Here is a 13,072-nt window from a genome sequence, read left to right as displayed (position 1 = left end):
GGTGGGGGGGGGGGGGGTTCGTCTGTTTTGTGCCGTCCCACCTCGGGCCGCCGCCCCCCCGGGCGTGTGCCTCTGGGCGACTCCCCCGCCCCGCCCGCCCCCCCCCCCCACTACAGGTGAGGCCTAGGCTGCGTTTACCGGTAGCCATTGCTGCAGCAGCTCGCGTACGTCGTGCAGCGAGGCGGTGATGTGGTGGCCGTAGCCGCGCACTTCTTCGTCCGGTTCCAGCAGGTCCGGAATCTGGATGGTGGTCATGCCAGCGGCCAAGGCGGCGCGCACGCCGGTTGGGGAATCTTCCAATGCCAGGCAATGTTCCGGAGCGATGCCCAATCCACGCGCCGCGTGCAGATAGATATCCGGGGCCGGTTTGGAATGGGCCACATCACTGCTGGTGGCAACGAACTGAAAATACTGCAGCAGCCCGGCTGCCTCCAGCTTGCGCTGGGCCAGCGGCGAACGGGTGGCGGTGGCCACCGCGCGCGGGATGTCGTGCTCGCACAGCACCTCCAGCAACTCGATGATGCCCGGCCGCAGCGGCACGCCGGCATCGACGATGTTGGCGTAGCGTGCATAGGAATCGGCCAGCAATGCGTCGGTACGCTCCATGCCCAGCACGTCGGCCAGCTTCTGCCGGGTGGTGGCATCGGAAGAGCCGATCAGGGACAGCAGCAGCGGGCGCGGCAAGGCATAACCATGCTCCTGCGCGGTCTGTTCCAGGCAGCCCATCAGCGCACGCTCGCTGTCCAGCATCAGCCCGTCCATGTCGAACACCAGCGCCTGCGGGCGAGCCAGCAACTCCATCAGACCTGCTCTCCGAACAGCACGGCCAGATCGGCAGCATCCAGCTGACGCCATTGGCCTTCAGGCAGATCGCCCAGACCCAGGCCGCCGATACGCGAACGGTGCAGTGCCTGCACGTGGTTGCCCACTGCGGCGAACATGCGCCGCACCTGGTGGTAACGACCTTCGTGCAAGGTTAGTCGCGCCGCGCGCGGGCCCAGCATGTCAAGCTCGGCCGGCAGCAAGGGTTTGTCGTCCGACTCCAGCAGCAGCGCGCCGCTGGCGAACTGAGCGGTCTCGTTGCCGCTCAGGTCTTCCGCCAGCTGCGCTTCGTAAACCTTGTCCAGCTTAGACTTCGGCGACACGATGCGGTGCAGCAGCTGACCGTCATCGGTCATCAGCAACATGCCCGAGGTATCGCGATCGAGACGACCCACGCTGGACAGCACCGGGTCGCGGTCGCGGAAGCGCTCAGGCAGCAGCTCATAGATCAAGCGGCCGTGATCCTTGGTGGAACAGGTGTAACCGGCCGGCTTATGCAGCATCAGGATCAGGCCCGGCGGCGGGTCCAGTACTTCGTCGTCGATGCGGATGTTGTCGTGCTCGACCTTGTCGTCGGCATACAGCACATCGCCCTGCGCGTCGGTGACGCGGCCTTCGCGGAACATCTGCTGCACCTGCTTGCGGCTGCCGTAACCAAGGTTGGCGATGTGCTTGACCAGCTTCATGCGCGGCCCCGGGTGCCGACGATGACCTTGAAGCCATCGCGCTCGGCGGCCACCCGCACTTCACCGAAGCTCTCGGTGAGGATCTGCTCGTAGGGCAGATGGCGGTTGGCGACCATGAACAACTGCCCGCCCGGACGCAGCGACTGCGCCGCCACGGCGATGAAGCGGCGGCCGATGTCAGGCCGGTCTTCGCGCGCCGGGGTGTGGAACGGCGGGTTGGAAACAATGAAATCGTAGCGGCCATCAATACCGGCGGTGACATCCTGCCAGCGGAAATCCAGCTTCACCCGCTCGCCCACATCAGCCAGGTTGTGGCGGGCCAGCGCCAGCGCGCGCGCCTCGGCTTCGTACAGGTCCAGCGCGGTGACCTTGGGGCAGCGCGCCAGTACTTCAGACGACAGGTAACCCCAGCCCGCGCCAAGATCGGCGCCACGACCAGCCAGATCCGTCGGCAACTGTTCCACCAGCAGGGCGGACGCCGGATCGATGCGGTCCCAGGCAAACACGCCGGGGCGGCTCAGAAAGCGGCCGTCAACGATCTTGCGCGGCGCATCCAGCGCGGCCCAGCGCTTGTGCAGCGCCTCGTCGTGCTTGCCCTCGGCCGGCACCGACCAGTACGCGCGGCAGTGGTTCTTGGTCAGCGTGCCGCCCAGCCCAGCCAGCTGCTGCAGGTCGCTTTCGCCGGAGCGGGCGCCTTCGTTGTTGGACTGGCAGGCCAGGATGATGCCGCCCGGCGCCAGCTTGCTCAGGGCCTGCGCGAACAGCGCGCGGGCTTCATCGCGCTGCCGCGGCGGCAGCACCAGCACCAGCGCGTAGCGCTCTTCTGACTGTTCCAGCGCCTGTTCATCGCGCACTTCCCAGCCGCTGCGCTGCAGGGCGTCGGCGAACGGGCGGAAGCTCTGCGAACAGACCAGCTGCGAGGCATCGGCATGGTCGCGCAGCGACCAGCCGTCTTGCGCACGCAGGAACAGGACCGGTCCCTGCGGCCAGCGCAGACCAGCCTTGGAGAACGGGAGGAACAGGGTTTCCAACGGAGCGTCGTGCGGAGCAGGCATGCCGGTAATTCGTCTAGCAGGGCCGGCCATTCTACCGGGCCGGCCGCTGCCACCGGCTCCGCGCAGCTGAATGGGTTCTGGCGAGGGACCGCGTCAGGGCTCGGCAGCCGGCAGATGCAACACCTGCAACACGCTGTCCAGCCAAACCACATGCTGCTGACAGGCCCGCAGCAGATCTTCCAGGCGCACCGTCGCGTTCACCCCGGGCTCCTCGTTGTGGTCGGCGAAGTGCTGCAACGTCGGCTGTTCGGTCACGGTGCCAGCCACGCGACTGCCATCCTTCAGAACCAGCATGACCCGGGCCTGCTCCGGCAACTCGCCAAGCAAGGCCTCCAGCGATGCGATCAACATCGGGTCGGAGTAGACATGGGGCGCGTACAGGGGCATGGCGGCGTCCATGGGTGAACGCCGTCACAGTACCGTTTTTCCGCGTGAAATCCGTGCAAAGATTTCAGCGCGGCAAGCGGGCGTCGCGGATCGCTGAAATCAGCTGCGCCACACTGTACGGCTTGGCCAGGTGCCCCTGGAAACCAGAGGAAAACGCGCGCCGCCGGTCATCGGCACGGGCCAGCGCGGTCACCGCCACCGCCGGCAACTCATCGCCGCCGACGCCCAAGGTCTCGCGCAAGGTGTGGATCAGGCCGTAGCCATCCATCCCCGGCATGCCGATATCGCTGATCAGCACGTCGAACGCGGTATGTCCGCGCAGGTCCAACAACTCCAGCGCTTCGGCGGCAGTACCCGCGGTGACTACCGTCGCCCCCTGCTCCTCCAGCAGGCGGCGGATGTAGCCCAGCATGTCGACCTGGTCTTCCACCGCCAGCACGCGCAGGCCCTGCAAGGCGTTGGGCACCAGCACCTGCTCGCCGATGCGGCCGCGCTGTACGCGCCGGCGCGGGCGATTCGCCGCCTTCTGCGCTTGAAACTCGGGCAGGCGCAGAAGGAAGGTGGCGCCATGCCCCGGCCCCTCGCTTGCCGCGGACACCGTGCCACCGTGCAATTCGGTCAGCTGTTGGACGATGGCCAGGCCCAGCCCCAGACCACCGTGGCGGCGGGTGGTAGTGCTGTCGGCCTGACTGAAACGGCTGAACAGGTGTTCCAGGAATTCCGCCGCGATGCCGTCACCATCGTCCTTGATCTGCACCACCAGATGGCCGGCTTCGTGCCGAAGGCTGATCTCGATCCGCCCCTCGACCGGCGTGAACTTGATCGCGTTGGACAATAGATTGCCGAGGATCTGCTGCAAGCGGGTGGCATCGCCGAGCACCGGCTGCGGCAGCTCCGGCAGCTCCAGCGCAACCGTCTGCGCCTTGCCTTCGGCCACCAGCTCCTGCGCCCGCACCGCTTCGCGCAGCTGCTCGGACAGATCCAGCACTTCTACTTCCAGCTGCACCTTGCCCAGCAACATGCTGCTCAGGTCGAGCATGTCTGACATCAGGTTCTTCTGCGTCATCGCACTGCTGGCGATCACTTCCATGCCGCGCCGCATCGGGTGATCGGCTTCCATTCGCTGCAGCAGCAACTCGCTCCAGCCCAGCACCGTGGTCAATGGTGTGCGCAGCTCGTGCGACAAGGTGGCGAGGAACTCATCCTTCATCCGCGCCATGCCTTCGGCGGCGTTGCGCGCTACACGTTCGGCGGTGAGCAGGTCTTCGCGCGCCATTTCAATTTCACGGCGCTCGGTGATATCCGGGCTGTTGCCCGCCAGGCCGATGAAGCGGCCATCGGCAGAGAAACGCGGCACTGCGTTCATTTCCAACCACCGCCATTGCCCATCGTGGCGGCGCACGCGGGTATTGGCGTGCAGCTCGGTGCGGCCGTTCAAGGCAGCCTGTAATTCGTATTCGAACGATGCACGTTCGTCCGGATGCAGAAAGCGCTGCCAGGGGTCCTGCCCCAGATCCTGATCAGCCGGCAAACCGAAGAAAGTGAAGAACGCGGTATTGACGAAGCGCAGCTGACCCAGGTCATCCACCACCCAGACCGGCATCGGCAAGCCATCGGCCAATGCACTGAAACGCGCCTCGCTTTCGGCCAGTTCCGTTTCAATCCGCTTGCGCGCGGAGATATCAAACAGAAACACCGCTACCTGGTGTTTGTCTGGCTTGCCGATGCGTACGGCCTCCACCGAATACCAGCGCGACGGTTCCGACACCTGACGTTCGAACTGGCTGATCCGGCCCTCGCTGACCACCCGCCCAAAGGCCTGGAACCAGTCCGCCTCCATCGCCGGCACCACCTCACTGGCGCGCCGACCGGTGACATTGCTCAGCCCGGTGACCTTCTGGAAGCCGGCATTGACCTTGCGGTAGATGAAATCCACCGCGACGCCGTGTTCAAACACCAGCTCGATCACGCAGAAACCACTGGCCACCGCATTGAATACCTCCCGATAGAGGCTGGAGCTTTCCAGATCCTCTTCATCCAGAGACAGCAATGACAGGTGTGAGTCCGGTTTGGGGGCAGGCATCGTCTGAGAGGTGAAAAATGCGGCAAAGAGGAAGATAGCTGCCCGCCAGTCTGGGCGAGAATCCATCCACACCTTGTGATGATGAACCATCGCGCAATCCGCTGCTGCGAACTGGCACCGAGTTCATTGCAGCGTAGGGGTGTCGGCCTCACACTGCCATCATCAAAGTCCTCCAGGAGTACGTCATGAAATCCCTGACCGCTACCGGACTTGTCCTGGCCTGCCTGCTGGCTGCTGGCGGTGCCGATGCCAAGCCGCGCACTGTTTCCGATCCGCAAGCGCCGCGTGCCCTGCCTGCCGAAGGCCCGGTGCAGGTGCAATGGACCGACCCGGCCCAGTTCACCGAGCTGCGCTACAGCCGCAACCGCTGGGATGCCCAGCGTGGCGACTGGGTGGAGGATCTGGCCGAACACCTGCGCAAGCAGGCCAGCAAGCAGCTGCCTGAAGGGCAGAAGCTGGAGGTGACCATCACCGACATCAAGCGCGCTGGTGACTACGAGCCGTGGCATGGGCCGCGTATGGACGATGTGCGCATCATGCGCGACATCTACCCGCCGCGAATCGAGTTGCAGTTCACCCTGACCGACGCCAATGGCCAGGTCATCGATCAGGGCGAGCGCAAGCTGGCCGACACCGGCTACCTGCTCAACAGCAGCCTGCCCAACAACACCGACCCGCTGCGTTATGAAAAGCGTCTGCTCAATGATTGGGTACGCCGCGAGCTGCAGAGCGATCGAAGCACTGCCGGGCTGTGATGTGCAACACGTAGATTGAGAACAGAAAGGGCCGCATTGCGGCCCTTTCTGTTTCTGTAGTGCCGAGCCATGCTCGGCAGGAGCTTTACCGGCACCACATCAGCAAAGAACCAACCCCTCCCCAACCCTCCCCTCCGCCTTCGGCGCAAGGGAGGGAGTAAAAGCATCACGCCGACAAATACACCCGCGGTGTGCGCTTGAGGCTGCATGGCAAGCGATAGGCGCTGGTATTGCAGCGCGGTGCCAACTCCGAGATGGTCGGTGCATTGCCCCACAACTGGACGATGCTGCCACGTGCGGCCTGCGGGTGATCGGTCAGGTCCACGGTCAGCATGTCCATCGATACACGGCCAATCAAACGCCCCGGCACGCCATCAATCAACACCGGCGTGCCATTGGGTGCGAACTGCGGATAGCCATCGGCGTAACCCATCGCAACCACGCCAACACGCGTTGGCTTTTCAGCAACAAAACGTGCGCCGTAACCCAGCGGCTCGCCGACGGCAAGTTCGCGCACCGCGATCACCCGCGACTGCAGGGTCATCACCGGTCGCAGCTGCGCAGCATGCGGGCTGGGCTGCGGATACAAGGGATCTGCGCCGTACAACATCAAGCCCGGACGGACCCAGTCACTGCGCACATCCGGCCAGCCCAACAAGGCAGGCGAATTGCACAGGCTGGTTTCACCTGCCAAACCTTCGGTCGCACGGACGAAAACATCGAGCTGTTCGCCGGTGCGGTTGCTGTCCAGTTCATCGGCACGTGCCAGATGGGTCATCAACACCAGCGGGCCGACCTGCGGCAGTGCGCTCAGGCGTGCGTGCGCATCGCGGAACTCTTCCGGCGAAAGACCCAGCCGGTGCATGCCACTGTCCAGCTTCAACCAGATGCGCAGCGTGGCGTCGGTCTTGAATGCCTCCACCGCCTCCAGCTGCCACGACGTGGCCACTACCACCCAGAAGTCATGCTCGACGATCAGCGGCAGTTCGGCCGCGTCGAAGAAGCCTTCCATCAGCAGGATCGGGCCACGTATACCCGCCTGACGCAGCTCCAGCGCTTCTTCGATGCAGGCCACGCCGAAGCCATCGGCCTCGTCCTGCAGCGCGCGTGCGCAGTTCACCGCACCGTGGCCGTAAGCGTCAGCCTTGATGATCGCCAGCGCCTTGCCACCGCCGAGCTGGCGGGCCAGTCGGTAGTTGTGGCGCAGTGCGTCCAGGTCGATCAGTGCCTGTGCCGGACGCATCAGTGCTGACCCTTGCCGTAGCGGAAGATATCCAGGCCTTCGGTGCTGATCTGCGGCTTCTTGCCGCTCATCAGATCGGCCAGGTAGCGGCCGGAGCCAGCCGCCATGGTCCAGCCCAGGGTGCCGTGGCCGGTATTGAGGAACAGGTTGCGATAAGGCGTCGCGCCGATCACCGGGGTGCCGTCCGGCGTGGCCGGGCGCAGGCCGGTCCAGAAGCTGGCCTGCGACAGATCGCCGCCGTCCGGGTACAGGTCCTTGACCACCTTCTCCAGCGTGGCGCGACGACGCGGTTCCAGCGACAGATCGAAGCCGGCCACTTCGGCCATGCCGCCAACGCGGATACGGTCCTCGAAGCGGGTGATGGCGATCTTGTAGCTCTCGTCGAGGATGGTCGAGTTCGGTGCCATCGCCGCATTGGTGATTGGCAGGGTCAGCGAGTAGCCCTTCAGCGGATACACCGGCAGCTGCATGCCCAGCGGAGCCAGGAGCTGCGGCGAGTAGCTGCCCAGCGCGAGCACGTAATGATCGGCAGTTTCCAGCTTGCCGTTGATGCGCACGCCGGTGATGCGGTCGCCATCGGCCCGGATCGAAGCGATGTCCTGGTCGAAGCGGAATTCGACGCCTGCGGTTTCGGCCAGTGCCGCCAGCTTGGTGGTGAACAGCTGGCAGTCGCCGGTCTGGTCCTCGGGCAGCCGCAGCGCGCCAACCAGCATCTCGGTCTTGCCGGCCAGCGCCGGCTCAACCCGGGCGATGCCCTGGCGGTCCAGCACTTCGTAGGGCACGCCGTACTCGCGCAACACCTCGATGTCCTGCGCGGCGGCGTCCAGCTGCTGCTGGGTGCGGAACAACTGGGTGGTGCCCAGCTGGCGACCTTCGTAGTCGATGCCGGTGGCGGCGCGCAGCTCGTTGATGCAATCGCGGCTGTAGTCGGACACTCGCACCATGCGCGCCTTGTTGACCGCATAGCGGGCCGAGGTGCAGTTGCGCAGCATCTGCCACAACCAGCGGTACTGGGCGATGTCGGCGGTGGGACGGATCGCCAGCGGCGCATGTTCCTCGAACAGCCACTTGATCGCCTTGAACGGCACTCCCGGTGCCGCCCATGGCGAGGTGTAGCCGAAGGACAGCTGGCCGGCATTGGCAAAGCTGGTTTCCAGCGCCGGCGCCGACTGCCGATCCACCACGGTGACCTCAAAACCGGCCTGCCGTAGATACCAGGCACTGGTCGTGCCGATCACACCGCTGCCGAGCACCAGAACGCGCATTTTCATTCTCCGGACCACATCATTCCCTGCGCACGGGACGGCAGGGGCTAGGAACCGCGCAGTATATTCAGGGTCAACCAGTGTTTTTAGCTGTATTGATATGCCTGATCAGGGTAATTTCCTGTTTCGTTCATCATAAGCAGAGCCGCCATGGCCACCCGCAGCCGCGAACTGGACAAGATCGACCGCAAGATCCTGCGCATCCTGCAGCAGGAGGGACGGATCTCCTTCACCGAGCTGGGTGAGCGTGTCGGGCTGTCGACCACGCCCTGCACCGAGCGCGTGCGCCGGCTGGAGCGCGAAGGCGTGATCACCGGCTACTACGCGCGGCTGGACCCCGCCTCGGTCAAAGCCAGCCTGCTGGTGTTCGTGGAAATCAGCCTGGCCTACAAATCCGGCGACATTTTCGAGGAGTTCCGGCGCGCGGCGCTGAAGCTGCCCAACGTACTGGAATGCCATTTGATGTCCGGTGATTTCGACTATCTGCTGAAAGCGCGCATCAATGAAATGGCCTCCTACCGAAAGCTGCTTGGCAGCACCTTGTTGACCCTGCCGCACGTCCGCGAATCCAAGAGCTACATCGTGATGGAAGAAGTAAAAGAGACCCTGTGCCTGCCCATAGCCGAGTAGTGCCGAGCCATGCTCGGCAGAGGCTCTACCGTTGATGCCCCATTACCGAGCATTGCTCGGCGCTACGCCCCCTCCCTTTGGCCGCAGGCCAAGGGGAGGGCTGGGGAGGGGTCGCTTTTGGTTTTGGCTTTGGCTTGGAATGCCTCCTGCCGAGCATGGCTCGGCACTACAACGACGCCCTATCGGTGACGCCTCTGCCGAGCATGGCTCGGCACTACAGGGTCAGCGCGTGCCGGCAGGCGGAGGTACTACCTGCTGACCCAGACCACTGGGCACGGTGTCGTAATAGCGATTGGTACGGGTATCCAATACCCGACCTGGGCTGGTCTGGTGCATATGCGGCGCCGGCTGACCCTTGCTGTCATAGATCGGCCGCACGGGCTGCGCTGGCTGGCTGATCGGCTTCACCTTCGGTGTCGGTTTGGGCTTGGTGACCGGCCGTGGCGGCAACGGCCGCACATCGTCCTGGCGCTGGTCGGAGGGAACCGTTACCGGCGGCCGCGACGGCGGTGGCAGCGTCACCGGACGCGTTGCGGTGGGTGACGGTGGCGGCTGCAATTGCGCCTGTGCGAACAACGGCACGATCGCCAGCACTGCCAGCGTCAGATACGTCATCCGTTTCATCGGCACCTCCCGTACTTGCATGCCATGAGCATGCGCCGGCACAGCTTGCGCCGCCATGAATGCGCGCTTGGACTGGCCCCTGCCCGCCCCTACCATTGATATCTGTCCCACGGATGCAGCGCCATGACCGCCTTCGATCTAACCCCTCCCAGCACCGCCGAACGTGATGCCCTGATCGCCGGGCTCAGCAGCGAGGAACAGCGAGTGCTGCTGCATCACGGCACCGAGGCGCCGTTCTGCGGCGTGTTCCTGGATAACAAGCGTGACGGCGTGTACTGCTGCCGCCTGTGTGCGCTGCCGCTGTTCCGTTCCAGCACCAAGTTCGACTCGGGCACTGGCTGGCCGAGCTTCTTCGCCCCGTTCGATCCGGCGCATGTGCGCGAGATCCGCGACATCAGCCACGGCATGATCCGCACCGAGATCGTCTGCGCACGCTGCGGCAGCCATCTCGGCCACGTATTCCCGGATGGCCCGCCGCCGACCTTTGAACGGCATTGCCTGAACTCGGTATCGCTGGGCTTTGTCGAGAACGGCCAGCCGTACCCGGACCCGCTGCAGCGTGGTGGTGCCGAGGCAGAGCCAGCAGCGTAAGCAAGCGCACCACCTGTAGTGCCGAGCCATGCTCGGTATAAGCATCACTAGTAGGGCCTCAGCCGAGCATGGCTCGGCTCTACAAAGGCCGCTTTCCTGGTAAAGCCCCAGCCGAGCATGGCTCGGCACTACAGGAGCCGCCCGGCGCTACAGATTTTCCGCTGACGGCCGACAACGGGATATCCCCTCCCCTTGTCTGCCCCCATGCTTATCATCGTTGGCCTGCTCGTTGTCATTTTCGCTGTCCTGGGCGGCTACGTCGGTGCGCACGGACGTCTGGGCGCGCTGTGGCAGCCCTACGAGCTGGTGATCATCGGTGGCGCCTCATTCGGCGCGTTCCTGATCGCCACCCCGCTCAAGACCGTCAAGCAGACCTTGCGGGCCACGCTCAGCGTGTTCAAGGGCCCGCAGTACAAGCAGCAGGACTACCTGGACGTGCTCAGCCTGCTCTATGAACTGCTCAACAAGGCCCGCCGCGAAGGCTTCATGGCGCTGGAAGAGCACGTCGAGAACCCGCACGACAGCGCGGTGTTCGCCAACTACCCGAAAGTGCTGGCCGACCACCATCTGCTGGACTTCATCACCGACTGCCTGCGACTGATGATCGGCTCCAACATCGAGCCACATGAGCTGGAGCCGTTGCTCGAACTGGAGCTGGAAAAGCACCACCACGAGGCGATGGAACCGGCCCACGTGCTCAACAAGGTCGCCGATGGCCTGCCCGGCTTCGGCATCGTCGCCGCGGTGCTGGGCATCGTCATCACCATGGGCTCGATCGGTGGCGACATCAAGGAAGTAGGCGCGCACGTGGCCGGCGCACTGGTCGGCACCTTCCTCGGCATCCTGCTGGGTTATGGCTTCGTCGGCCCGCTGGCAGCGGCGCTGGAAGCACGCGCCGAGCAGGACGCGCGCATCTACGAATCGGTGAAGACCGCGCTGCTGGCTTGCCTGCGTGGCTACAACCCGAAGATCGCGCTGGAGTTCGCCCGCAAGACCGTGCCCTCGGCACTGCGCCCGGGCTTCAGTGATTTCGAGCAGCACCTGAAGTCGATCAAGTAAGGCGCGCGCCATGACCGAGACCAAACCCACGGTGATCGTACGCCGGGTGAAGAAAGTCCAGGGCGGCGGCCACCACGGCGGTTCGTGGAAGGTGGCCTACGCCGACTTCGTCACCGCGATGATGGCGTTCTTCATGGTGCTGTGGCTGATGGCCGCCACCACCAAGCCCGAGCGCGCGGCGATTTCCGAGTACTTCCGCAACCCCAGCCCCTTGAGTGGCACCAGCAGTACGCCTGCTCCGGGCATGGCCGGCCCTGGCGGTGCCAGCACCTCGATGATCAAGCTCGGTGGCGCCACCGATGTGTCGCGCGGCAACAGCAATGATCCCTTCCAGAACCAGCAGGAAGCGGTGCCCACGCCGGTACAGGAGCGCGAGCGCGACAAACAGCGGTTGGAAGCACTGAAGCAGGAGCTGCAGGAAGCGATCAGCAAGAGCCAGGCGCTGGAGCCGTTCAAGGACCAGCTGCTGCTCGACATCACCCCGGAAGGCCTGCGCATCCAGATCGTGGACAAGCAGAACCGGCCGATGTTCGACCTCGGCAGCGCGCGGTTGATGCCGTATACGCAGACGATCCTGGTGGAGCTGTCGCGCTACATCAACCAGGTGCCCAACCACATCAGCCTCACCGGCCATACCGACACCACCGCCTATTCCACCCAGGTCGGCTACGGCAACTGGGAACTGAGTGCAGACCGCGCCAATGCCGCGCGGCGTGCGCTGCTGGAAGGCGGCATGGATCCGGCCAAGGTGGCGCGGGTAGTCGGATTGGCGTCCTCGGTGCTGTTCGACAAGAGCAACCCGCAGAACCCGATCAACCGCCGCATCAGCATCGTGGTGATGAGCCAGGAAGCCGAAGCGGCGGCACTGAACCAGGCCGACAGCCTGCCGGTGCCGGTGGCCACCATCGTCCCGGCGGCGGCCGCAGCGGCTCCGGCTGACAGCGTCAGTGACGGCCCCGGCTGAGCCCTGTTCCGGCAGCAGGGGCCCGCTGCGCCTACAATGGGCGTCGTTTTCCTATTAGCCGAACCTCATGTCCAAGCTCTCCAAAGCCAAGCGCGACAAGCGCAAGAAGCAGGCCCCGCGCCGCCCGTTCTCGCGTCTGAACGCCCAGCAGCCGGTGCAGAACCACGCCGTCCTGGTCAACGAAGAAGGCCAGGTCGTGGCCGCCATCGGCCTGCAGGGCAATGAGTGGCTGCTGGCCATCGGCGGCCAGACCATGGGCAATGCCGACAACCCGGTGCCGATGCTGGCCATGCTCAAGCACCTGGCCAACGTGCAGGAGAAGGAAGGCCGCAAGGTCACCCTGGAGTACTCCGCAGCACTGCAGCAGATGATCGACGACCTGGCCGCCGACGAAGGCAAGACCGCCGACGATTACCTGGCTGGTCTGGTGTCCGAGTTCGAAGGCATCGAAGGCGAAGAAGCCACCGAAGTCGCTGTCGAAGACGTCGCGGAAGAGACCATCGCGGTTGCCGAAGAAGTCCCGGCTGACGACGACAAGTCCAAGGCCTGAGTCCAGGGCCGAACGTGACGGTCTATATCGACGATGCAGTACACCCCTGGCGCGGCGAGCGCTGGGCGCATCTGATGGCCGACACCTTGCCCGAGCTGCATGCGCTGGCGCAGCAGCTCGGGATTCCACGCAGGGCCTTCCAGAACCGCCCCAGCGGCGTGCATTACGACGTGCCGGCACCGCTGCGTGAGCAGGCCATCGTGCTCGGCGCGCAGGCGATATCGCGGCATACCGATCGCGCGCAGATGCGCCGGGTGATTGCCAATGCGCGGGCGTTGTACCAGCCGGATCAAAAGGCGAACCTGTAGTGCCGAGCCATGCTCGGCAGAGGCTCTACTAGTACAGCCCTGCCGAGCAT

At 64.8% G+C, this 13,072-nt stretch carries 15 protein-coding genes; 7 read left to right on the top strand and 8 right to left on the bottom strand.

Translation table 11 applies throughout. From position 1 onward, the window contains the following. Positions 1 to 123 precede the first annotated feature (123 nt). From ACVOK8_RS18255 to ACVOK8_RS18235, 5 genes are all read right to left on the bottom strand, one after another. The gene (locus tag ACVOK8_RS18255; RefSeq protein ID WP_481568061.1) at positions 124 to 801 is read right to left on the bottom strand and encodes an HAD family hydrolase; all 678 of its coding nucleotides are present in this window, start codon (positions 799 to 801) and stop codon (positions 124 to 126) included. Then, on the bottom strand, positions 801 to 1,508 hold the full coding sequence (locus ACVOK8_RS18250; protein WP_481568060.1) for a pseudouridine synthase: 708 nt from the start codon (positions 1,506 to 1,508) through the stop codon (positions 801 to 803). Before ACVOK8_RS18250 ends, ACVOK8_RS18255 begins: the two co-directional genes overlap by 1 nt. Further along, positions 1,505 to 2,563 carry a class I SAM-dependent methyltransferase gene (locus tag ACVOK8_RS18245; RefSeq protein WP_481568059.1) on the bottom strand — a complete coding sequence of 353 codons (1,059 nt, stop codon included), beginning with the start codon at positions 2,561 to 2,563 and terminating at the stop codon, positions 1,505 to 1,507. The genes ACVOK8_RS18250 and ACVOK8_RS18245 overlap by 4 nt, the downstream gene beginning before the upstream one ends. 93 nt (positions 2,564 to 2,656) lie before the next feature. Next, entirely contained in the window at positions 2,657 to 2,962 is a 306-nt protein-coding gene (locus ACVOK8_RS18240) for a DUF3247 family protein (RefSeq protein WP_481568058.1), read from the bottom strand. Positions 2,963 to 3,014: 52 nt separating this feature from the next. Then, the gene (locus ACVOK8_RS18235) at positions 3,015 to 5,033 is read right to left on the bottom strand and encodes an ATP-binding response regulator (RefSeq protein WP_481568057.1); all 2,019 of its coding nucleotides are present in this window, start codon (positions 5,031 to 5,033) and stop codon (positions 3,015 to 3,017) included. 185 nt (positions 5,034 to 5,218) lie between these two features. Between ACVOK8_RS18235 and ACVOK8_RS18230 the strand changes: the two genes are divergently transcribed. Further along, complete coding sequence (locus ACVOK8_RS18230) at positions 5,219 to 5,788, top strand: DUF3016 domain-containing protein (RefSeq protein WP_481568056.1); 570 nt, start codon at positions 5,219 to 5,221, stop codon at positions 5,786 to 5,788. 166 nt (positions 5,789 to 5,954) lie between these two features. On the opposite strand, the gene alr is transcribed toward ACVOK8_RS18230, so the two are convergent. Continuing rightward, positions 5,955 to 7,031: an alanine racemase gene (alr, locus tag ACVOK8_RS18225; protein ID WP_481568055.1), complete on the bottom strand. Its 1,077-nt coding sequence runs from the start codon at positions 7,029 to 7,031 to the stop codon at positions 5,955 to 5,957. Then, positions 7,031 to 8,296, bottom strand: a complete 1,266-nt coding sequence (locus ACVOK8_RS18220; RefSeq protein ID WP_481568062.1) for a D-amino acid dehydrogenase — start codon at positions 8,294 to 8,296, stop codon at positions 7,031 to 7,033. The genes alr and ACVOK8_RS18220 overlap by 1 nt, the downstream gene beginning before the upstream one ends. A 150-nt stretch (positions 8,297 to 8,446) precedes the next feature. Here ACVOK8_RS18220 and ACVOK8_RS18215 point away from each other — a divergent pair, with 150 nt between their 5' ends. Next, positions 8,447 to 8,926, top strand: coding sequence for a winged helix-turn-helix transcriptional regulator (locus ACVOK8_RS18215; RefSeq protein ID WP_481509823.1), 480 nt, complete (start codon positions 8,447 to 8,449; stop codon positions 8,924 to 8,926). A gap of 222 nt (positions 8,927 to 9,148) precedes the next feature. Here ACVOK8_RS18215 and ACVOK8_RS18210 read toward each other — a convergent pair whose 3' ends face one another. Then, positions 9,149 to 9,550, bottom strand: a complete 402-nt coding sequence (locus ACVOK8_RS18210; protein ID WP_481568054.1) for a classical arabinogalactan protein 4 — start codon at positions 9,548 to 9,550, stop codon at positions 9,149 to 9,151. 123 nt (positions 9,551 to 9,673) lie between these two features. On the opposite strand from ACVOK8_RS18210, the gene msrB reads away from it, so the two are divergent. The 5 genes from msrB to ACVOK8_RS18185 all read left to right on the top strand — a co-directional run bounded on the left by msrB (position 9,674) and on the right by ACVOK8_RS18185 (position 13,022). Next, positions 9,674 to 10,141, top strand: a complete 468-nt coding sequence (msrB, locus tag ACVOK8_RS18205) for a peptide-methionine (R)-S-oxide reductase MsrB (RefSeq protein ID WP_481568053.1) — start codon at positions 9,674 to 9,676, stop codon at positions 10,139 to 10,141. 204 nt (positions 10,142 to 10,345) lie between these two features. Then, positions 10,346 to 11,200 (top strand): flagellar motor stator protein MotA, encoded by an 855-nt coding sequence (gene motA, locus ACVOK8_RS18200; protein ID WP_481517852.1) that lies wholly within the window; start codon positions 10,346 to 10,348, stop codon positions 11,198 to 11,200. Positions 11,201 to 11,210: 10 nt separating this feature from the next. Further along, positions 11,211 to 12,164 (top strand): flagellar motor protein MotB, encoded by a 954-nt coding sequence (gene motB / locus ACVOK8_RS18195; protein WP_481568052.1) that lies wholly within the window; start codon positions 11,211 to 11,213, stop codon positions 12,162 to 12,164. 67 nt (positions 12,165 to 12,231) lie between these two features. Then, complete coding sequence (locus tag ACVOK8_RS18190) at positions 12,232 to 12,714, top strand: hypothetical protein (protein ID WP_481568051.1); 483 nt, start codon at positions 12,232 to 12,234, stop codon at positions 12,712 to 12,714. A 14-nt stretch (positions 12,715 to 12,728) separates the two neighbouring features. Continuing rightward, positions 12,729 to 13,022, top strand: coding sequence for a DUF4031 domain-containing protein (locus ACVOK8_RS18185; protein ID WP_481568050.1), 294 nt, complete (start codon positions 12,729 to 12,731; stop codon positions 13,020 to 13,022). The last annotated feature ends 50 nt before the right edge of the window (positions 13,023 to 13,072 follow it).

Source organism: Stenotrophomonas sp. STEN083 (genome assembly GCF_056759195.1).
This window is presented reverse-complemented; position numbering and strand designations above follow the sequence as displayed.

What these genes read in the sequence shown, in the direction of transcription:
- ACVOK8_RS18255 (WP_481568061.1), bottom strand. Translation starts at nt 801, where the DNA reads ATGGAGTTGCTGGCTCGCCCGCAGGCGCTGGTGTTCGACATGGACGGG.
- ACVOK8_RS18250 (WP_481568060.1), bottom strand. Translation starts at nt 1,508, where the DNA reads ATGAAGCTGGTCAAGCACATCGCCAACCTTGGTTACGGCAGCCGCAAG.
- ACVOK8_RS18245 (WP_481568059.1), bottom strand. Translation starts at nt 2,563, where the DNA reads ATGCCTGCTCCGCACGACGCTCCGTTGGAAACCCTGTTCCTCCCGTTC.
- ACVOK8_RS18240 (WP_481568058.1), bottom strand. Translation starts at nt 2,962, where the DNA reads ATGGACGCCGCCATGCCCCTGTACGCGCCCCATGTCTACTCCGACCCG.
- ACVOK8_RS18235 (WP_481568057.1), bottom strand. Translation starts at nt 5,033, where the DNA reads ATGCCTGCCCCCAAACCGGACTCACACCTGTCATTGCTGTCTCTGGAT.
- ACVOK8_RS18230 (WP_481568056.1), top strand. Translation starts at nt 5,219, where the DNA reads ATGAAATCCCTGACCGCTACCGGACTTGTCCTGGCCTGCCTGCTGGCT.
- alr (WP_481568055.1), bottom strand. Translation starts at nt 7,031, where the DNA reads ATGCGTCCGGCACAGGCACTGATCGACCTGGACGCACTGCGCCACAAC.
- ACVOK8_RS18220 (WP_481568062.1), bottom strand. Translation starts at nt 8,296, where the DNA reads ATGCGCGTTCTGGTGCTCGGCAGCGGTGTGATCGGCACGACCAGTGCC.
- ACVOK8_RS18215 (WP_481509823.1), top strand. Translation starts at nt 8,447, where the DNA reads ATGGCCACCCGCAGCCGCGAACTGGACAAGATCGACCGCAAGATCCTG.
- ACVOK8_RS18210 (WP_481568054.1), bottom strand. Translation starts at nt 9,550, where the DNA reads ATGAAACGGATGACGTATCTGACGCTGGCAGTGCTGGCGATCGTGCCG.
- msrB (WP_481568053.1), top strand. Translation starts at nt 9,674, where the DNA reads ATGACCGCCTTCGATCTAACCCCTCCCAGCACCGCCGAACGTGATGCC.
- motA (WP_481517852.1), top strand. Translation starts at nt 10,346, where the DNA reads ATGCTTATCATCGTTGGCCTGCTCGTTGTCATTTTCGCTGTCCTGGGC.
- motB (WP_481568052.1), top strand. Translation starts at nt 11,211, where the DNA reads ATGACCGAGACCAAACCCACGGTGATCGTACGCCGGGTGAAGAAAGTC.
- ACVOK8_RS18190 (WP_481568051.1), top strand. Translation starts at nt 12,232, where the DNA reads ATGTCCAAGCTCTCCAAAGCCAAGCGCGACAAGCGCAAGAAGCAGGCC.